The organism is Streptomyces celluloflavus (genome assembly GCA_000720995.1).
GTDB classification, from domain to species: Bacteria; Actinomycetota; Actinomycetes; order Streptomycetales; family Streptomycetaceae; genus Streptomyces; species Streptomyces celluloflavus.
The window spans coordinates 73,102-91,932 of the sequence record JOEL01000031.1 but is presented as its reverse complement, the minus strand read 5'-3'; the positions used below and the strand labels follow the sequence as shown (position 1 = coordinate 91,932).

15 protein-coding genes and 1 pseudogene are annotated in these 18,831 nt (G+C 68.8%); 7 read left to right on the top strand and 9 right to left on the bottom strand.

Annotation, left to right across the window (positions count from 1 at the left end; genetic code table 11):
* Positions 1 to 12: 12 nt before the first annotated feature.
* From IH09_RS24720 to IH09_RS24710, 3 genes are all read left to right on the top strand, one after another.
* A complete protein-coding gene (locus IH09_RS24720; protein ID WP_242641034.1) occupies positions 13 to 1,146 on the top strand; it encodes an LCP family protein in 1,134 nt (377 codons plus the stop codon).
* Between the two features lie 50 nt (positions 1,147 to 1,196).
* Entirely contained in the window at positions 1,197 to 2,630 is a 1,434-nt protein-coding gene (locus tag IH09_RS24715) for an FtsW/RodA/SpoVE family cell cycle protein (protein WP_240150426.1), read from the top strand.
* 294 nt (positions 2,631 to 2,924) lie between these two features.
* Positions 2,925 to 4,187, top strand: a complete 1,263-nt coding sequence (locus IH09_RS24710; RefSeq protein WP_052859672.1) for a class I SAM-dependent methyltransferase — start codon at positions 2,925 to 2,927, stop codon at positions 4,185 to 4,187.
* On the opposite strand, the gene IH09_RS24705 is transcribed toward IH09_RS24710, so the two are convergent.
* From IH09_RS24705 to tsaB, 4 genes are all read right to left on the bottom strand, one after another.
* Complete coding sequence (locus IH09_RS24705) at positions 4,171 to 4,536, bottom strand: hypothetical protein (protein ID WP_052859671.1); 366 nt, start codon at positions 4,534 to 4,536, stop codon at positions 4,171 to 4,173. The two genes, IH09_RS24710 and IH09_RS24705, sit on opposite strands and share 17 nt — an antisense overlap.
* Positions 4,537 to 4,659: 123 nt before the next feature.
* Entirely contained in the window at positions 4,660 to 5,805 is a 1,146-nt protein-coding gene (gene tsaD / locus IH09_RS24700; protein ID WP_052859670.1) for a tRNA (adenosine(37)-N6)-threonylcarbamoyltransferase complex transferase subunit TsaD, read from the bottom strand.
* 5 nt (positions 5,806 to 5,810) lie between these two features.
* Positions 5,811 to 6,449 (bottom strand): ribosomal protein S18-alanine N-acetyltransferase, encoded by a 639-nt coding sequence (rimI, locus tag IH09_RS24695; RefSeq protein ID WP_052859669.1) that lies wholly within the window; start codon positions 6,447 to 6,449, stop codon positions 5,811 to 5,813.
* Entirely contained in the window at positions 6,446 to 7,105 is a 660-nt protein-coding gene (gene tsaB / locus IH09_RS24690; RefSeq protein WP_052859668.1) for a tRNA (adenosine(37)-N6)-threonylcarbamoyltransferase complex dimerization subunit type 1 TsaB, read from the bottom strand. Before tsaB ends, rimI begins: the two co-directional genes overlap by 4 nt.
* Before the next feature lie 129 nt (positions 7,106 to 7,234).
* Here tsaB and IH09_RS24685 point away from each other — a divergent pair, with 129 nt between their 5' ends.
* Positions 7,235 to 7,804: a L,D-transpeptidase gene (locus tag IH09_RS24685; RefSeq protein ID WP_052859667.1), complete on the top strand. Its 570-nt coding sequence runs from the start codon at positions 7,235 to 7,237 to the stop codon at positions 7,802 to 7,804.
* A gap of 45 nt (positions 7,805 to 7,849) precedes the next feature.
* On the opposite strand, the gene IH09_RS24680 is transcribed toward IH09_RS24685, so the two are convergent.
* The 3 genes from IH09_RS24680 to IH09_RS24670 all read right to left on the bottom strand — a co-directional run bounded on the left by IH09_RS24680 (position 7,850) and on the right by IH09_RS24670 (position 10,971).
* On the bottom strand, positions 7,850 to 8,173 hold the full coding sequence (locus tag IH09_RS24680; RefSeq protein ID WP_052859666.1) for a hypothetical protein: 324 nt from the start codon (positions 8,171 to 8,173) through the stop codon (positions 7,850 to 7,852).
* Between the two features lie 591 nt (positions 8,174 to 8,764).
* Entirely contained in the window at positions 8,765 to 10,279 is a 1,515-nt protein-coding gene (locus IH09_RS24675; RefSeq protein WP_318279536.1) for a trypsin-like serine protease, read from the bottom strand.
* 164 nt (positions 10,280 to 10,443) lie between these two features.
* Complete coding sequence (locus IH09_RS24670) at positions 10,444 to 10,971, bottom strand: hypothetical protein (protein WP_240150425.1); 528 nt, start codon at positions 10,969 to 10,971, stop codon at positions 10,444 to 10,446.
* Positions 10,972 to 11,311: 340 nt separating this feature from the next.
* Between IH09_RS24670 and IH09_RS24665 the strand changes: the two genes are divergently transcribed.
* Both IH09_RS24665 and IH09_RS24660 read left to right on the top strand, forming a co-directional pair.
* Complete coding sequence (locus IH09_RS24665) at positions 11,312 to 15,265, top strand: polymorphic toxin-type HINT domain-containing protein (protein ID WP_190233394.1); 3,954 nt, start codon at positions 11,312 to 11,314, stop codon at positions 15,263 to 15,265.
* A 128-nt stretch (positions 15,266 to 15,393) separates the two neighbouring features.
* Positions 15,394 to 16,071, top strand: a complete 678-nt coding sequence (locus IH09_RS24660; protein ID WP_052859662.1) for a hypothetical protein — start codon at positions 15,394 to 15,396, stop codon at positions 16,069 to 16,071.
* Between the two features lie 289 nt (positions 16,072 to 16,360).
* Here the strand turns inward: IH09_RS24660 and IH09_RS24655 are convergent.
* Positions 16,361 to 16,770, bottom strand: a pseudogene (locus tag IH09_RS24655) (heavy metal translocating P-type ATPase); the annotation flags it as partial.
* Between the two features lie 536 nt (positions 16,771 to 17,306).
* Between IH09_RS24655 and IH09_RS39300 the strand changes: the two are divergent.
* On the top strand, positions 17,307 to 17,492 hold the full coding sequence (locus IH09_RS39300; RefSeq protein WP_190233393.1) for a hypothetical protein: 186 nt from the start codon (positions 17,307 to 17,309) through the stop codon (positions 17,490 to 17,492).
* Between the two features lie 6 nt (positions 17,493 to 17,498).
* On the opposite strand, the gene IH09_RS40875 is transcribed toward IH09_RS39300, so the two are convergent.
* Positions 17,499 to 18,562, bottom strand: a protein-coding gene (locus IH09_RS40875; RefSeq protein ID WP_446750508.1) for an IS630 family transposase whose coding sequence is annotated in 2 segments (ribosomal slippage) — positions 17,499 to 18,115 and positions 18,115 to 18,562 — 1,065 coding nt in all. Because the reading frame shifts where the segments join, the coding sequence is not laid out codon by codon here.
* Between the last annotated feature and the right edge of the window lie 269 nt (positions 18,563 to 18,831).

Sequence of the window (18,831 nt, the reverse complement as noted above, 5' to 3'; positions counted from 1 at the left end):
ATTCTGGTGACTGTGAGTGTGCTCGTGCTCGCCGCCGCCGGCTGCGGCTGGTACCTCTACGACGATCTGGCCCGGCAGATCGGCTCCTCGCACGCGCTCGACAAGAACGCGCCGCGCTCCGCCGGCGGGGCCACCAACATCCTGCTGATGGGGCTGGACAGCCGTAAGGACCAGGAGGGGAACGATCTGCCGGCGGACGTGCTCCAGAAACTGCACGCCGGCAGTTCCGACATCGGCGGCTACAACACCAACACCCTGATCCTGCTGCACGTCCCGGGGAACGGCGGGCGGGCCAAGGCGTTCTCCATACCCCGGGACGACTTCGTCGAGATACCCGGGCACGGCAAGGACAAGATCAAGAAGGCGTACGGGCTGGCGAAGGCGGCCAAGGAGGACGCCCTCGTGAAGCAGGGCGTCACCGATCACGGGCAGCTGGAGCGCGAGGGCCGGGAGGCCGGCCGCAAGGCCGAGATCGAGACCGTACGGAACTTCCTCGGGGTGCCGATCGATCACTTCGCCGAGGTGAACCTGGCGGGCTTCCTGCACATCGCCGATGCGCTCGACGGTGTGACGGTATGCCTGAAGCACCCGGTCAAGGACCGCTACTCCGGCGCCGACTTCCCGGCCGGCAAGCAGACGCTGAACGGGCCGCAGTCGCTCGCGTTCGTCCGCCAGCGGCACGGACTGCCGGCCGGTGACCTGGACCGCACCCGCCGCCAGCAGGCATTTCTCGCCTCCGCCACGCAGAAACTGAACTCCGCGGGCACCTTCACCGACCCGCTGCGGCTGGTGCGGCTGCTGGACGTCGCCAAGCAGGATCTGGTCATCGACCAGGGCTGGGATCTGCTGTCGTTCATCCAGCAGGCGAAGAACCTCTCCGGCGGGAACGTAGAGTTCTCGACACTGCCGATCGAACGTTTCGGTCGGCACAACGGGGAGGACATCAACGTGGTCGACCCGCAGACGATCAAGCGGCTGGTCTCGAAAGCCATCGGTGCCAACTCGGACACACCTGCCCCGTCCTCCGCAACCCCGACTGCACCGTCCTCGTCTACCTCCCCGACTGCCGAGCCGAAATCCGGACCCACTTCGTCCGGACCCGCGGCCAAGACGATCGATGGCGGAGGAATCCCGTGCGTGGACTGACCGGCGCACCCAGGACCGACGAGCCGGAGGAGGGCGATGCCGAACGGACGATGACGTTCGCCGCCCTCGCCCAGGCGCCCAACCGCCGCAGAACCGAGGCGTGGCTGCTCGGTTTCGTCGTCCTGATCACGGTCTTCGGGTACGCCTACACCGGTCTGTCGATGACCGGGAAGCTGCCCGACGGGCTGACGGGCTTCGCCGTCAGCATCTTCTTCGTGGCGCTCGTCCCGCACCTGGTCGTCCGCCGCTTCGCACCGCGCGCCGACCCGCTGATCCTTCCGCTGGCCACCTTGCTGACCGGGATCGGGCTGGTGCTGCTGCACCGCCTGGACATCACCTACGCGGCGAAGCCCCGGCTGAAGATCGCCCAGGCGGCGAGCGGCCAGCTGGTGTGGACCGTGATCGGGGTGGCGGTCTGCATAGCGATCCTGCTGCTGCTGCGCGACCACCGCATCCTCCAGCGCTACATCTATCTGACGATGGCGGTCGCGCTGATCCTGCTGATGGCGCCGGCCTTCTTCGGCGCCGACCAGTTCGGCGCCAAGCGGTGGATCATTCTCGGGCCGCTGTCGATGCAGCCCGGCGAGTTCGTCAAGATCATGATCGCGGTGTTCTTCGCGGGCTATCTCACCGTCAACCGCGACGCCCTGGCGCTGACCGGCCGCCGCGTCATGGGCGTCCAGCTGCCGCCCGGCCGACAGCTCGGGCCGATCTTCACCATCTGGGTCATCAGCCTGCTGGTGCTGGTCTTCGAGCGTGACCTCGGCACCTCGCTGATCTTCTTCGGCGTCTTCGTGATCATGCTGTACATGGCCACCGAGCGGACCAGCTGGGTGCTCTGCGGCCTGGCGATGGCCGCGGTGGGCGCCGTCACCGTCGGTTCCATCGAACCGCACGTCAAGGGCCGCATCATGGCCTGGCTGCACCCCATGGACATCTTCCTGCCCGAGGGCCAGCGGCCGCCCGGCCTGATCTCCGACCAGGCCGCCCAGGCGCTGTTCAGCTTCGGCAGCGGCGGCATCAGCGGCAGCGGACTGGGCCAGGGCCACCCGGAGCTGATCGGCTTCGCCGGCAACAGCGACTTCATCCTCACCACCGTGGGCGAGGAGCTGGGCCTGGCCGGGGTGATGGCGATCCTGATGCTGTACGCGCTGCTCGCCCAGCGCGGTCTGCGGGTGAGCCTGACCGCCCGCGACCCGTTCGGCAAACTGCTGGCGGTCGGGCTCGCCGGCGCGCTGCTGCTCCAGGTCTTCGTCGTCGCCGGCGGTGTCACCGGCCTGATCCCGCTCACCGGCAAGGCCCTGCCGTTCCTGGCCAAGGGCGGTTCGTCCCTCGTCGCGAACTGGGTGATGATCGCGCTGCTCATCCGCATCAGCGACAGCGCCCAGCGCCGCCGCGAACCGGTGGGCCCGGGGGCCAACCGGCAGGGGCGCCGCGGACGCGGCCGCCGCCGGGCGGAGCCCGAGCTCGAACCCGAGGCGTAGCCTCCCAGCCACACCGCCGCCCCCGGCCGCCCCGCAGGTGGTCCGCCGGGGCTGCACGTGGTCCGCCGGCCGCGCGACGGTACAGCCCCGGCGCGCGGCCGTCCGCGGCACCCGGCGCGCCGCCTCGGGCAGCGCGCCGACCTGGTCCGCGCCACCCCCGTACGGGCCCCGCCCCGCGCTCCCCCGCCCCCAGAGGTCCGGCACGACGCAGGACGCCGGATCGCGGCAGCGCCGCCGCGCCGCACCGGGCCACCCCCGCCCCGCGCGCGGAAGCGGTCCGCCGGCTGGCCCACAATGGGGCAGGTGACCGACCTCGACACCTTCGCCGCGCTGCTCGCCCCCGAGGGGCAGGCGCTGCTGACCGCACTGCGCGACCACGATCCGGCCGACGAACTGACGACCGCGACCCGGCTGCGCAAGGACCATCCGGCGCCGCTGGTCTCCGCGGCGCTCGGCCAGGCGCAGCTGCGGCAGCGGGCGGCGGCGAAGTTCGGGGCGGACGCGCGGCTGATGTACTTCACCCCGCACGGCGTCGAGCAGTCCACCCGCGCCGTCGTCGCCGCGCACCGCGCCGCCCGGCTCGCCGCGCTCGGCGTCCGTACGCTGGCCGACCTCTGCTGCGGTATCGGCGGGGACGCCCTCGCCCTGGCCAGGGCCGGGATCTCGGTGCTCGCGGTCGACCGCGACCCGCTGGCCTGCGCCGCCGCCCGCGCCAACGCCGAGGCGCTGGGACTGGCGGAGCTGATCGAGGTCCGCTGCGCCGATGTCACCGAGGTGGACACCACCGGATACGACGCCGTCTTCGTCGACCCGGCCAGGCGCGGCGGGGTGCGGGGCGGCCGGATCTTCGACCCGGAGGCGTACTCACCGCCGCTGTCCTGGGCCGTCGAGGCCGCCCGTACCGCGCCGTACGCGGCGCTGAAGATCGCCCCCGGGGTGCCGCACGACGCGCTGCCGGCGGACGCCGAGACCGAGTGGATCTCCGACGCGGGCAAGGTGAAGGAGGCGGTGGTGTGGTTCGGCGGGACACCGGGGAGCGCACCGGCTGCGCCGGACGCGATGGCCGGTGCCGCCCACCGCATCGTCCCCGGCGGCCGCCGGGCCACCCTGCTGCCGGCCGGTGACTCCCTGCTCGGCGCGGGGCTGCCGGACCCGGAGCCGGGGCCGGTCGGCGCCTGGCTGTACGAGCCGGACGGCGCGGTCATCCGCGCCCATCTCGTCGCGGACGTCGCCCGGCAAACCGGCGGCCGGCTGATCGACCCGACGATCGCCTACATCACCGCGGACACCCTCACCGAGACCCCGTACGCGACCGCCTACGCGATCACCGATGTGCTGCCCTTCAACGTCAAGAAGCTCAAGGCGCTGCTGCGGGAGCGCGAGGTCGGCATCGCGGTGATCAAGAAGCGCGGTTCGGCGGTGGAGCCGGAGGAACTGCGCAAGAAGCTGAAGCTGGGCAGCGGGCGGCGCTCCTGCACCATCTTCCTCACCCGGGTCGCCGGCGCCCCCACCATGCTGCTGGGGCATCCGGCCGCCGAGCTCACTCCCGGTCGGTGAGGTCCTCGGCGTAGATCTGCGAGAGCGGCTGCGGGCCGATGTACTGCTGGCAGGTGCAGGGGCCGGCCTCGTAGCGGACCGGCTTCTGGTCCGCGTCCCAGGCGACCGGCGTCTGGACCAGCTCATGGCATTTGCCCTGCTTGTCGTGCTTGGCGAGATGGTGCGTGCAGCCGCACACCGGCTCGGGCGTCCGGTCGGCGTCCGCCAGCTCCTTGCGCTCTTGCCGCGCGGACTCCAGGCGCTCCATCTTGCGCTCGTGCCGGGTGCGCAGGGCCGTCCGCCCGGCGTCGGCCACCTTGGCGAAACCGCCTACCGCGAAAAAGATGAACACCCACCAGAACCAGTGCACAGTCCGCCGCCTCCCCGTGTGCGTGCAAGCCAACCGCTCCCGCTCAGGGTAAGTCGTTCGCGCGGACGGCGGACCGGCGGGGAGCGGGGAAGCGGGGGCACGACCCGGGCGGCGGGGCGGGCGTCAGGAGTAGAGGTTGTCCTTGCTGACCTCGTGGACGTGGTCATGACCGTGCGCGTGCGGGTGGTGGGCGTGGCCGGGGCTCGCCGCCGGCGGCTCGCCGGGGACGTGCGGGTCGGTCACCGGCAGGGAGGAGTCCGCGGACAGGTCCCAGGCGGAGGCCGCCCGGCCCCGGGCCACCATCTCCGCGCCGAGCGCCGCGACCATCGCGCCGTTGTCCGTGCACAGCTTGGGCCGCGGCACCCGCAGGGTGATGCCCGCGTCCTCGCAGCGGCGCTGCGCCATCGCCCGCAGCCGGGTGTTGGCCGCGACCCCGCCGCCGATCATCAGATGGTCCACGCCGTGGTCCTTGCAGGCCCGGACGGCCTTACGGGTCAGCACGTCCACCACGGCCTCCTGGAAGGACGCCGCGACATCCGCGACCGGGACGTGCTCACCGGCCGCCCGCTTCGCCTCGATCCAGCGCGCGACCGCGGTCTTCAGACCGGAGAAGGAGAAGTCGTAGACGGGGTCGCGCGGGCCGGTCAGCCCGCGCGGGAAGCGGATCGCGTCCGGGTTCCCCTCGCGCGCGTAGCGGTCGATGACCGGGCCGCCCGGGAAGCCCAGGTGCAGCACCCGCGCGATCTTGTCGAACGCCTCGCCCGCCGCGTCGTCGATGGTGGCGCCCAGCGGGCGGACGTCGGCGGTGATGTCGGGGGCCAGCAGCAGCGACGAGTGGCCGCCGCTCACCAGCAGCGCCATGGTCGGCTCGGGCAGCGCGCCGTGCTCCAGCTGGTCGACGCAGATGTGCGAGGCGAGGTGGTTGACGCCGTACAGCGGCTTGCCGAGGGCGTACGCGTACGCCTTCGCGGCCGAGACACCGACCAGCAGCGCGCCCGCCAGGCCGGGACCCGCGGTGACCGCGATACCGTCCAGATCGCTCGCCGCGACCCCGGCGTCCTTCAGCGCGCGCTGGATCGTGGGCACCATCGCCTCCAGATGCGCCCGCGAGGCCACCTCGGGCACCACGCCGCCGAAGCGCGCGTGCTCGTCGACGCTGGAGGCGACCGCGTCGGCGAGGAGGGTGTGCCCGCGGACGATGCCGACACCGGTCTCGTCGCAGGAGGTCTCGATGCCGAGGACCAGCGGTCCGCCGCGTGAGTCAGCCATGGTTCTCAGGTTCCTTGTACGGAGTCGGAAGGGGCGGTGGGGGCGGTGGAGCCCGGCGGGGCGCCGGTGGCACCGGCCGGATCGACGTCGGCGTCCGGGTCGGGGTCGGGGTCGCTGTCCGGGTCGGTGTCGGGGTCCGTACCGGTACGGCGCATCACCAGGGCGTCGACGTTGCCCGGCTGGTAGTAGCCGCGCCGGAAGCCGATCGGTTCGAAGCCGAAGCGCTCGTACAGGCGCTGCGCGCGGACGTTGTCGACCCGCACCTCCAGCAGCACCTCCCGGCACTCGAAAGCGGTGGCCGCCGACAGCAGCTCGGTCAGCAGCCGGGCGCCCAGACCGGTGCCCCACTGGTCGCGGGCGGTGGCGATGGTCTGGATGTCGCCGGTGCCGTCGACCGCGGCGAGCCCGCCGTAGCCGACCAGCCGGCCGGCCGCCTCGGCCACGACATAGCGGCGGTTGGCCCGCGGGCCGCGGGCGTACGCCAGCTCGGACCAGAACATCCCCGGCGACCAGGCGTCCTCGGGGAAGAGCGCGCGCTCCAGCTCCAGCACCGCGTCCAGGTCCCACCAGCGCAGCTCGCGCAGCACGGGGGCCAAGGCGGGCACCTCGCCCGTCGGCGCTCCGTTCCTCGCGGCGGGCGTCACGTCGGGGTGACCACCTTGTAGTTGGCCGGGACCTGGGCGTCCGGCCGGCGCAGGTACAGCGGCCGGGCGGGCAGGAACTCCGTACCGGCCGCGAGTTTCTCGGCGGCCAGCGCGGCGAGCGCACCGGCGGACTGGTGCTCGGGCCCCTCGCGCCGGACGCCGGTGAAGACCGAGGCGTACAGCAGCGCGCCCGCGCCCACCGCCGGGACGCCGGCCATCTGGTCGGCGAGGTCCGCGGGGCGGTCCACGGCGGGTTCGGTCAGCCGGGTCCGGGCATCGCCGTAGCGCGCCCAGTAGACCTCCTTGCGGCGGGCGTCCGTCGCCACCACGAAGGGCTCCGTCAGACCGGCGGCGTACGCGAGGCCGTCCAGGGAGCACAGCCCGTGCACCGGGACGTCCAGCGCGGCCCCGAAGGTCGCCGCGGTGACCAGTCCGACCCGCAGGCCGGTGTACGGGCCGGGGCCGACGCCGACGACGATGTCGCTGACCGCGTCGAGGGTGCGGCCGGCCTCCGCCAGCACCCGGTCGACGGCCGGCAGCAGCAGTTCGCCGTGCCGGCGCGCGTCCACCTGGCGCGACTCGGCGAGGACCCGGGAACCGTCGTGGAGCGCGACGGTGACGGCAGGGGTGGCGGTGTCAAGAGCTAGCAGCAGCACGCCTTTAAGACTACGGCTCGGCCGGTGGTGCCCGGCGCGGTGCTACGGTCGGCCCACATCCAAGCAGTTAGTCAGCCGGGCTCGGGGCCCTACCGCCGCCGGCGGAGAGTACGGAAAGGTGGCACAGCGGTGCCCGCTAAGAGCAGCTCGATCGTCGTCGCTCTCACCGCGGCGGCCGTGGTCGTGGTCGGCGTGCTCGGCTACCAGGCCGCGGCGTCCGCGCCGGACCAGCTCACGCAGGCCCGGAAGGGCGGCGACCCCACCGCCGCCAAGACCCCGGCGGATCCGCACACCAAGAGGGCGAAGGCCCCCGCGCCCCCCGCGATCCCCGCGGCGTCCGGCACCGGCGAGCGGGTCGTCTACGCGCTCGGCGCCAAGCGGGTCTGGCTGGTCGGCGCGGACGGCAAGGCGCGGCGGACGTTCGCGGTCGCGCCGAGCACCGTCAGCCCGCCCCTGGGGACGTACTCGGTCACCTCGCGTTCGGTGAGTGTGACGGGCTCCGACGGCATCGCGATCGAGCACGTCGTGCGGTTCGCCAGCGTGGACAACGTCGTGATCGGTTTCAGCGCGGCGGTCGACGGCTCGAAGCCGGGCCTGGACCCGGCCAAGAAGACCGGCGGTGTCCGCGAGTCCCGGGACGACGGCAAGGCCATGTGGGACTTCGCGCTGCGCGGTGCGAAGGTCGTCGTCGTCGCCTGACCGCCCGCCCCGCATATCGCCCCTACGGATGACGGCGCCCGCGCATCACGCCGCGTCGCACCCCTGGGTGGCCGCCGGCGGGCGCCCGGTCCGCGCTCCCGCCCCGGCCACGGTGCGATCGGCGTCCGCTGCGTCTTCGGTGTCCTCAGTGCTTTCGGTGTTCTCGTCGACAGGCCCCGCGGGTTTGCCCACCCGGGCGGCCGCGGGGGCTCTCGGAGGCGTGGAGACAGCGCTGGCCGCGGCGCACGCCGCCAGCAGCTGGTTCATCGTGGGCGGCTGCTCGGGCGCATCGTCCTCGGCGCGCCCGGCCGCCGCGAGGGGGGCGCCCCCGCGCTCTTCGGACGTGGGGGAGGTGTGGTGGGCCGACATGAACGCCTCCCGGGCTCCTGGGGCAGGCAGCGGAAGTTAGGTTGACCTAACCAGCTCTCTGCATCCCATGTCACCATGCCCGGCACCGCGCGCGCAACATCTTGCCGACGACCTGTCGGAAAGTGCGGGACCCACCCGTCGGCTGGCTCTGAAGATTTCAGTAACGCAAGATTCATTTCAGTGGAGATTTCAGTAACGCACGAAAGATTTCAGTGCGACCACTAAGGGTGACTGCTGTGGCTCGGTAGAGACGAGGCAGGCCCCGGCTGTCGTGCTGCGCAGCCGTGGTTGGCATCGTGTGCTGACCCAGCCCCGTGAACGCCTCGGGTCGCAGCTCCGGTGACGTGACCCGAGGCCCATCGCTGTCCGGCTGTGCCGTTTCACGTCGTACAAGCATGAGGAGTGCCCGCAGCCGATTCCAACGGCTGCGGGCACTCCTCACTTCAGGCTACGTGCGGTCCTCAGGGGCAGGTAGGCCCTGCGATCAGGTCAGCGACCTCACGGATGCGAGCCTTCCGCTCGTTATCTAGCTCGTCATCCGGTCCGAAACCCGGTGGCGCACGATGGGTGTACTACATCAGGAATCAGCGCTCAGGGGACGCGGGGCCAGGCGTGGGTGCCTTCGGCGAGGTTGCCCTTCCCATCACCCTTGTAGAAGTTGAAGCGCTGCTGGTTGCTCCACAGCGAGCCGATGTCTGTGTTGCCGTCGCCGTCGAAGTCGCCGGCCAGCAGGATCTGGGTACCGCCCCAGCCGTTGTCGTGCCACATAGAGACGCCGTCGCTGAGGCCGCCTCCGGTGGTGCTGTCGTAGCGGGTGTAGCGGGACAGGCCGCCGACGTTGGTGACGGCGACGATGTCGTCGCGGCCGTCGCCGTTGAAGTCGCCGGTGGCGATCTTCGTCATGTGTTGCCAGGTGGCATCCCGCCACATGTTGCGCTTGTTGCCGTTCAGAGCACCGCTGGGGCCGGCGTCGTAGGCGTAAAGGGCGCCCTTGGGACCGCCGCCCCAGACGGTGAGCAGGCCGTCGCGGCCGGAGGCGTCCGTCTTGAAGCGGGCCAGGTGGAGCATGTCGTTCCAGTTGGTCTTCTCGTCCACCCACATCGGCTTGTTGGCAGTCAGGTTGCCGTTCGCGTCCGCCGCGTACAAGCGCAGGGAGCCGTTGCCCCACACAGCAGCTATGTCTGTGTGCCCGTCGCCGTTGAAGTCACCGCCGATGATCTTTGTGGTGCCCTTCCAGGAACCGTCCGGTGTCCACAGCGGGCGGCCGTATTCGAAGGTGCCGTCGGCGCGGCCGTAGAAGGCGTGCAGGTTGCCGTCCTTCGTCACCGCGGCGATGTCGGTGCGCCCGTCGCCGTTGAAGTCCCCCGTTGTCATGACCGAGGTGACGTCCGGAACCAGAGCCGACAGTCGGATCTGCTGGATCCAGCCCGCAATATCGTCCACACGCGCGTTGACAGCGTCGGTGCGGGTTTCGTCCTCGCCTAGGCAACCGCCTCCCCACGAGCGGCTGTTGATGGCGATCAGCTCGGCGGTGCCGTTGGTGCTACGGAAGGCGGGTCCGCCGGCGTCTCCCTTGCAGATGGCTGCGTCGGTGTTGGGCTTGCCGCTGATGCCGAGCATGGTGTCGGCCACCGAGTCGACCGTGAACGCACCGGTGTGGAGCTGGTTGGGAACCCACTCGGTCTTGGTGCGCCCATACCCGGTGACGCTCAGCACGTCGCCCTTGACGGGGGCGGTCTCGGCGATGTTGACAGGCGTGATGCCGGGCACCGGCTTGGCAAGGCGTGCCATCACCAGGTCCCGGTCCGCGCGGGGGACGAGCTCGACGACCTCGGCCACGGCCCCCTTCGTCGTGGCGAGATCGGTGCGGCCGATGGTTGCCGTCGTCTTCAGGGTGGGCTTTCCTGCAGAGATCTTGAGTTCTTGGCCGGGCTTGTCAGTAAAGCAGCTGGCCGCGCTGACCACCCACTGGGGGTCGACAAGCGCGCCGGTGCAATTACGTGTACCGGCACCGATGTCGAGCTTGGCGGTGAACTCGTAGCTGCTGTTGTTGGTGGCTTCGCCGACGACGGCCTGCGCCGGGGTGACGGTCAGTGTGCCGGCCACGACGGCCGCGGCAAAAGCACCGGTTACCCTCGCGGCGCGCGGGCGGATTCCAGTCACAATTCTTACCTTGCGGGTGGTGAGGGGCGGGGCGGATGTCTACGAGGCCGACAGCAGCATCCGGCGCTTGCCGGGCGTGTGCCGCATTCGACCCATGGCGGAGCAGCTCAGCCGACGCGGAGCTCGACCAGTGTGGTTTGCGGGGCGTCAGGGTTGACGCCCTCGCCTACGGTCTTCCGCGTGTTCTTGGGGACGTCGACGACCTGGGTCTTGCCATCGGCGGTCAGGGTGGCTCGTACGGCCTGGTCACCGGCCTTGACATTGAAGGTCTCGGGGATGGAGAGGGACAGGACACCCTTCTTGCCAGTCACCCTGAAGCAGATCTGGTAGTCGGTGGGGTCGTCGTCCCAGCGACGCTCCAGCGTGATGTCCCGGGCCTGGCTGCACTCGGCGAGCAGGATGTGCCCATCGCCCTTGATGAGCTTGATGCCTCGCTCTTTGAAAATCTTCTCCGCACCCGGGTACTCGAAGTCCTCAACCGCCGGAGGCGGCAGTTCACCGGCTGCGGCCTGCTGAACGACGGAGGCACCCGCGGGCTTCGGGGCGGCCTGAGCCACAGCGAAGGTGGTAGCCCCCGCGACGGCGGTGATGGCACCAATAGCGCCGACGACCAGCATTCTGCGCGCGCGAAGCATCACCAGTAGTTCCTTCCAGGTGGTAAACGGCGGCCAGATCGGCCGCGGTGAATATCCCGTACATAGGGCAGCCGCAAACTTATCACTCGCGTAATCGTGCAAGTCGACAAGGTTCCTTTAGTAACGGATCGGCAACGAAATTGAGCGTTTTTGCAACCATTTACGGTGACGTCTGTCTGACCCAGAAGGATGACGTACACCCTGCACCCGCCGCTTCCCTGAAGCTCGTATGGCGCCCCTAATTCAGGGATCGAGCCGCCGAATGCCCCTATCCAACAAGGCAGTTATGCTCGCGATGCCGAAAATCGGCAACCATGATCCAAAATGAAGGGTTCGCAGAGTGAGAACGAGAGGAAAGTGGCTGCTGGGCATACGCGCTGTCTGCGCGGGTGTACTGCCACTGGCGCTCGTCGCGGGGATGGTCGGAACAACTCCGGTTCATGCGGCGGAAAAGCAGAATGACGGGGGCACCGCCAATCCCTCTTCGGCAACCGACCGGGGGAAGGTCGTCGCGTTCTGGAAGGAGGGCGGGCCGGGCGTCAAGGCCGCGGCGGAGGCAGCCCTCATGGGCACCGACGCCGATATACAGCGCTTCCTGGACCGTGAAAAGGACATCCGGGAGACCCTGGACAACCGCGTCGAGGCATCTCAGATCCAGTCCTGGGGCGGGCCAGGTGTGCGCGCGGCGGCAGACAAGGCCCTCGACAGCGACGATCCGGAAGAGCTGCGGAAGTTCCTGAAGGACGGCTGGGAGAAGCCGCTTGAGCTGGACCAGCGGGTCCGCGTCTCACAGATCATCTCCAACGCCGGTCCAGGGGTGAAGAAAGCGGGCAACACCGCGCTGGACGGCACCCCCGACAACGTCCGCGAATTTCTGTTCAAGAAGCAGTACGGGGCCAAGGAGGTCGACGACCGGGTCAAGGTCATGCAGAGCATGACCGCCGGGGGGCAGGCCACCAAGGAGGCCGCCAACGTCGCCCTGGACGGCTCTCCGCAGGACGTACGCGAATTCCTTGAGGTGGGCCAGTACGTGGCCCGCGCCCGGGACCAGGAGCAGGCATCCGTCGAGCAGTTGGCTCAACAGGCCAAGGAGGCCGGTGAGCAGGCTGCGCGTGAGACCCAGGCTGCCAAGGACGCGGCCGACCGCGCGGTGAAGGCGTCCGAGGATGCCAAGCGGCAGGCGGAGATCGCGAAGCGGGAGACCGAGAAGGCCCGCCAGGACGCCGGCGCGGCGGCCGGCTGGGCAGCGTCGGCTGCCGAGAGCGCGCGCGGCGCAGCGCGCGCGGCGCAGCGCGCGATCGGCGCGGCGCGGGCGGCCAACGCGGCGGCGCGGATCGCGGCGAGTGCGGCGGCGCAGGCGGCGAATGCGGCGGCCGGTGCGGCCAACGCCGCCGCCCGGGCCCGTAACGCCGCTGCCAACGCGGTCTCGGACGCCTCGCAGGCATCCGCGGCACGCAAGGCGGCCGAACAGGCCCGGGACGCGGCCAAGAGCGCCGAGAATGCTGGCCAAGCGTCCGAGCAAGCGGGCATCGCGGCGACCAAGGCCGGCGATGCGGCGGACGCGGCGGCCAGCGCCGGTGACAACGCGGAGGCGGCGGCCAACGCGGCATATCAAGCAAGCAACTTCGCAGATGCAGCCGGGGCGCACTCGGCCGAAGCCAGGGCGGCGGCCGACCAGGCCAAGCGCAACGCCCGCGAGGCCAAGCGCGCCGCGTCCGAGGCGGGTGCCCTCGCACGTGCTTCCGCCAGTGCCGCCTACGAGGCACGCAAGAAGGCCAACTCGGCAGCCGAACATGCGCGTAACGCTGCGGCGGCCGCGGACGAAGCGGCCAAGCATGCCGGTGAATCGACCCAGGCCGCCAACAAGGCCAAGGAACACTACGAGGGCGCCCAGGCGGCTGCCAACGAGGCCAGCGGCGCGATCGCACAGGCCCGTAAGACGTACGAGCTGATGCGCAAGTCCGAGGACGAGGACCGCACCGCCCGGACCGCGGCCGCCATGGAGGAGGCCAAGGACCTCAAGGCCGAGTACGACAAGGACGAAGCCAAGGAGGCCGAGAAGGCGAAGAAGGCCAAGGAGCGCGACGCCGAAGCCAAACGCCTGGTCGAGGAAGCCTCCAAGCCCGGCACGGACCCCCAGCAGGTCGTCCAGGCCGGCCGCAAGTTCGCCCTCCTGGTACTGGAGACCGGCGGCCCTTGGAGCCAAACCGCTGCTGAGATGGCACTGGCCGACTCGGACGACGACGTACGCCGCTACGCCGTCTCCGGCTGGAAGAAGGCCGCCGAGCAGGACGAGCGCGACCGGGTCGAGAACCTCGCCGACGACGGCCTGTCACCTGCCGTGAAGAAAGCAGCGGAGAGCGCCCTCAAGGGCGACGCCAAGCAGATCCACGAGTTCCTGCTCACCGGCCAGCACAAGGCCGCGGTCGTCGACTACCGCGTCCGCATCTCGCAGATCTCTACCAACGCCGCCCCGGGAGTGAAGAAGGCCGCCAACGCCGCGCTGGACTCCGACTCCCCGCAAAAGCTCCTGGAATTCCTCAACAAGGGCCAGTACGAGAGCCGCGCGATCGACGAGCGGGTCCGCACCAACCAGCTGCTGACCAACGGCGGTCCCGAAGTGGAGGCCGCGGCGAAGATCGCCCTGGAGGGTCCGCCGGAACTGCTGCACACCTTCATCGAGGTCGGCCAGTACTCCGCTCAGCGCAAGGACTACCTCGCTGCCACCCACAACGCCCGTCTCCAGAGCCTGATCGCCACCGGCGACGGCATCGTGGCCAAGGCCCAGGAGAACGCCCACAAGGCGCATGAGGCGTGGCTGCGTGCGCAGAAGGCCGCCGACGAGGCCAACAAGGCCGCCGAGGAGGCCAAGAAGTCCGCCAAGAAGGCCCAGGACTACGCGAAGCAGGCCGAGGATTCGGCCACCAAGGCGGAAGAGTCAGCACGCCAGGCCGCCAAGTCCGCTAGACAGGCCAGCGCCGCCGCCGCCGATGCCGAGAAGGCAGCACAGCGGGCCGAATTGTCTGCAACGCTCGCCGCGAACTCGGCGCAGTCGGCCCGCAATTCAGCCAACGAGGCATGGACGGCGTACCACGAGGCCCGCAAGGCCGCCGTCGAGGCGGGCATGGACAGCGACGCCGCAGACAAGGCCGCCAGCGAGGCCATGCAGATCAAGCTTGACCTGGAGGCCAAGGAAGCCGAGGAAGGGCGACAAGACGAGCAGAGTCAGAAGGAGCTCGACGAAGTCAACCGGGTGCGGGAAGCGTTCATCGCCAACGAAGGCAAGATCGACTGGGGACAGGTCGCCAAGGACGGCGGCCACCTCCTCCTCGACGCCGCTGGCAGCACCAGCATCCCCGTAGTCAGCAACGCGGCCAACGGAGCCAACTGCGCCTGGTACGGCGCCGAGGGTGAAGTCGTGGACGCCGTCACCTCGTGTATCGGTATTGCTCCCGGTGGCGGTTTCGCCAGCGGTGGCAAGGTCCTCAAGGGTGGCAAGAAGTTCACGAAGTTCTTCAAGAAGCTCTTCAGCGGTGGCCGGAAGTGGGCCCCGCCGTGTCCGGTGAACAGCTTTACCCCGGAAACCCCGGTGGTGATGGCCGATGGCTCCGCCAAGCAGATCAAGGACGTCAAGGTCGGCGACAGGGTCCTAGCCACCGATCCCACAACAGGGAGGACCGAGGCACGGCCTGTTGACGACGTCATCGTCGGCAACGGCATCAAGCAATTGATCGAGCTGACCGTCGACACCGACGGTGACAAGGGCGGTGCCTTCGGCAAGATCACCGCGACCGAGGGCCACCCTTTCTGGCTGGAGGGCCGGCGAAGCTGGGTCGCCGCTGGTGAGATCAAGCCGGGCTCGATGCTCCGCACCGCGTCCGGCACCTGGGTCAGGGTCACAGCGACCAAGGCGTGGACCGCACCCCAGAAGGTCTACAACCTCACGGTCAGCGGCATTCACACCTTCTATACGAAGGCCGGGAACGCTTCGGTCCTGGTCCACAACTCGGACTGCAAGTGGGCGTCTGAGTTCGCGGATCTGCCTCGGAGCGAGAAGAGCAAGCACGTCAGGGAGATCGAAACTCCGGAAGAGATGCGTACGGCCTTCGAGCGGTGGGCCAAGGACGGTGATCGGATCCCGGATATCGGAGGCATGGAAAGCTATATGTTGAGCGACAAGACCGTCATCATATGGCGCCCGAAGTCGAAGTCTGGTGGAGTGACGATCAACATCTGGCCGTACGGCGTGAACAAGGGGAAGAAGACCCCCAAGGTGCACCTCCCCCAGGAGTAGCGGGTTCTGACCATATTCACGAGAGCTTGCTTGGATGCCCCGCCGGAAATCCTCCAGCGGGGCATCCGCATACTGCCGGGATTCCCCTCAGCAGACGAAGTGCGCTGCCGTGGGTATCATCCGGGATAATGGAGAACATGCAGAACAAGGAAGTGGCTGACAAGTTCATGCCTGAACCGGACCCCGAGCAGGTGCTGAGCTGGCTACGAGAGCGGCTGACGCCTTCCATCCACGCACGACACCATGTCGTCACCGAGGTTGTCCCTGAGGGGTTCCCGGCGTATGTACGTGTCTTCCACCCGTGGTGGCTGGAGGAGGCCCCCGGGCTGCGAAGGACGTGGCGAGAGATGGCCGAGGCCGCCTGTGTCCGATTTCACGGCGAGCTCACGAGCAGGCTGCTGAGGCAGGAGGTACTGAATCCGCCCGTCGGGGAACAGTGGGAAACCACTGAGGCGGAAGCTGACGCAGATACTCGCCAGGAACTGGTGAGAATTCTGTCGGATTCCACAGCACCAGGCCAAGCGGTTTTCTTCAGCTATGAACTCGGCAGGCGCCTCAACGACGAAGAGCCCCTTGTTTGGAAGTCTTCGCTCTCCAGCCTGGAGGCAGTCAGGGGACATACCGGCGAAGACTACGGCGGGCCGGAGCACTGGTGGCCCGAGGACCGCAGCTGGGTCGTCGCCTGTGACTGGGACCTGTCGTCCACGTATGTAGCGTGCTCGGAAAAACTAGCGGATCATCTCATTCGCAGCGACCGCATCGAAGCGCACAGGGTCGCTCCCACTGCATACATCCACGGTACGTAATTCCCCCAACGCTTATTCATGACTCCGAGCGTTGCCTGGGGTTGTCAAGGAAATCTGCTGGTAGTCGAGATGAAAGCGTGTAAGGCACGTGCGGGCATTGCCGAAGTGTCGCTGGACGTCGACTTCACCCCGCTGCGCGAGCAGGACCTGGCTGCCGGATCGGACGGGTCACGGTTCGATGGCTTGGCGTGGTCCAGGCCAGGGATCTCCGTCGTGCCGCAGCGGCAGGTGGTGACCGTGCAGCGGGCCGCCCCCACGCTCACGGGGGCGGCCAGGCGGCTGCGGTGGCTCACTTGCCGTTCCCGCTGCGGGCGCAGCGCCATGCGGCATCCGCCATCAGGCGCCGGCCGTTCAGGATCATGATGATGGTGGATCCCTCACACCCGGCGACGCCGAACGGCAGCGGCAGGGTCCTGGCCAGGTCCCAGATGACCGGGCTGGTGATGAAGGTGGCGGCGATGACCAGGTTCTGCACCACTAGGCGCCGCGCGCGGCGGGAGAGCGCGACGGCGGCGGGGATGGTGGCCGGTGCGTCACGGACCACGACGGCGTCGGCGGTCTCCAGGGCAAGATCAGAGCCGGCCTGGCCCATGGCGATGCCAGTGTGGGCGATGGCAAGTGCGGGAGCATCGTTGACCTTTCGCCGACCACCAGCACCTTGCGCCCGGCCTGATCCAGTTCCTGGACGGCGGTGATCTTGTATGGACACGGGAGCCCTCAGCCTCGTACTCGTCGATAACGATCACTTCTTGGGAAACTCGGCTATCAAGGGCACCGCCGCAATGACATCTGCGGAGGCTTTCAAGCGTTCCCGTAGGTCTGCCTCCGGCTGCCGCCTGAACCTGTCCGGCGGATCACGCTGGAGCCGAAAGCTGACCACCGCGACGGTAGTGGCGTCTGGGAAGGGTCATTGCGGGCTCCTGGCAGTCCTACAGGAGTTCTCTCTACGGCCGGACAGCCGGAGATGTCGTTCATCTTCATCTTCATCTTCCCAAACTCTGACTAGGAGTTGTGACTCTGTTCTGCTGATCTGCGCAAAACGCAAAATGAAGAGTCTGCTGTGGAATCGATCGCCGGATAGGAAGTCGGCAACGTCGCGAGGAGTGAATCCGCTCCGGTGAGCTACTGCTTCAGCCGTCAAGTGTGCCTGCAAGCAGATCTGCTCCAGGACCACTCCGATGTGATGTCGTGCCTGATACATGTGGGCTCCGGGCGCGTAGCAAGGAGTGGTCTGGGTGCCGCATCATGCGGCACCCAGACCACTTTTAGAGCTGTTGGCACGAGTCGCCATGGGATCTGTGCCGCGTCAGGTACAGACCCAGGAGAGCGAGGGCTACGACTTCATTGAGCCAGGATCCGTGCTGCTGAGGCAGCAGAACATCGGCCTGGCTACTGAATTTGAATGCGTGATGTCGGTCTGATCGGGATCAGGTTTCCATGGTCAGGCCGGTGCCCGTGAGGCAGCCGTTGATCAGGTGTGGGCGGTACTGGACCTTCTTGAGGCTGCGTTTCACGGCGGTGGCCAGCTGGTCGAGGTTTGCGGCGGCGAGGTTGCCGATGGCGCGTTTCACCAGCGACCAGATGCCCTCCTGCGGGTTGAGATCGGGCGCGTAGGCGGGGAAGTGGAACACCGTCAACCAGCCGTCGTTTTCGGCGATGAAAGCCTTCATCTGTGACATCAGATGAGTCCGCAGGTTGTCCCAGACCAGGACCATCGGGCCACTGAGCTGGTTGTGTGCCCGCACTCTCAGGTCGCGGTAGTCCTGCCAGGTGAAACCCTTGGGCTCGCCCTTGCCTCCCCGATGGACGCGGAAGCTGTAGATCAGCCGTGAACGCTCCCCGTTCTTGAAGCACGTCATTCCGGCCATGGAGACGCGTCCGGAACCCCGGCCCCGCACCCGGACCACCGGCGTCCGGCCAACCCGGCCCCAGGTCCTGGCCCGTGGCGGCCTCAGCGACTGACTGGCCTCGTCCTCGCAGACGATCCAGGCCCCGCGGGCCGCCGCGGTGCTTTTACCCGCGGCCACACCTCCTTCTTCCACAAATCCACTGCATCGTCGTCGCGTTCGATCGCCCGCCGAGCAGGCTGCTGCCACGACCAGCCATGCCGCCTGAGCAGCTGCCACGTCCCCTCCACGGTGTAGCTGACGTGGAACAACTGCCCGATCAACGTCTTCACTCGCGCCAGCGTCCACCGCTGGTCCGCCCGTCCATGAGCCAGCGGGCCATGTTCCAACTCCCGCTCCAACCTGGCCATCTGCTCACCGGACAGCCTCGGGCGCCCGGGCGAACCCTTCGACCGGACACCTTCCCTGCCGTGCTCCCGCCACTGCCGGCGCCAACGTTCCACCGACCGCTCACTCACCCGCAGCGCGGCAGCGATCTCTCTGTTCTTCGTGCCACCCTCGAAGTGACCGACTGCCTCCAGCCGGATCCGCTCCCTCGCAGCCCTCTTGGCGTCGGTCAAGCCGCCGCCCTGCGCGTATCTCACACCCCACAGCTACCGAACCAACCCACACACCTTCAGGCCAACGCCCCGACATCACCCAATCAAGTTCAATAGCCAGGATTCGCAGACAGCTCTCAAGGCAGGACGTGCACGGTCACTTCCACGCCTTGGCACGCGGTCGGGCATGCCGTGGTTTACGTCGCCGCCGACGGGGGGGGCGGGGCCCATCGCGTTCTTCTCCTTCGAGGGGTCGTCGGCAGGGACTCCGGTTGAGATTGCGATCCGTAGGCCGGGTCCTGATGCCGTTCAGC

Bases quoted from the DNA above. Each gene is read 5' to 3' on its own strand.
- IH09_RS24710 (WP_052859672.1), top strand. From the start codon at position 2,925: ATGGGGCAGGTGACCGACCTCGACACCTTCGCCGCGCTGCTCGCCCCC.
- IH09_RS24660 (WP_052859662.1), top strand. From the start codon at position 15,394: ATGGAGAACATGCAGAACAAGGAAGTGGCTGACAAGTTCATGCCTGAA.
- IH09_RS24670 (WP_240150425.1), bottom strand. From the start codon at position 10,971: ATGCTTCGCGCGCGCAGAATGCTGGTCGTCGGCGCTATTGGTGCCATC.
- IH09_RS24680 (WP_052859666.1), bottom strand. From the start codon at position 8,173: ATGTCGGCCCACCACACCTCCCCCACGTCCGAAGAGCGCGGGGGCGCC.
- IH09_RS24715 (WP_240150426.1), top strand. From the start codon at position 1,197: ATGACGTTCGCCGCCCTCGCCCAGGCGCCCAACCGCCGCAGAACCGAG.
- tsaD (WP_052859670.1), bottom strand. From the start codon at position 5,805: ATGGCTGACTCACGCGGCGGACCGCTGGTCCTCGGCATCGAGACCTCC.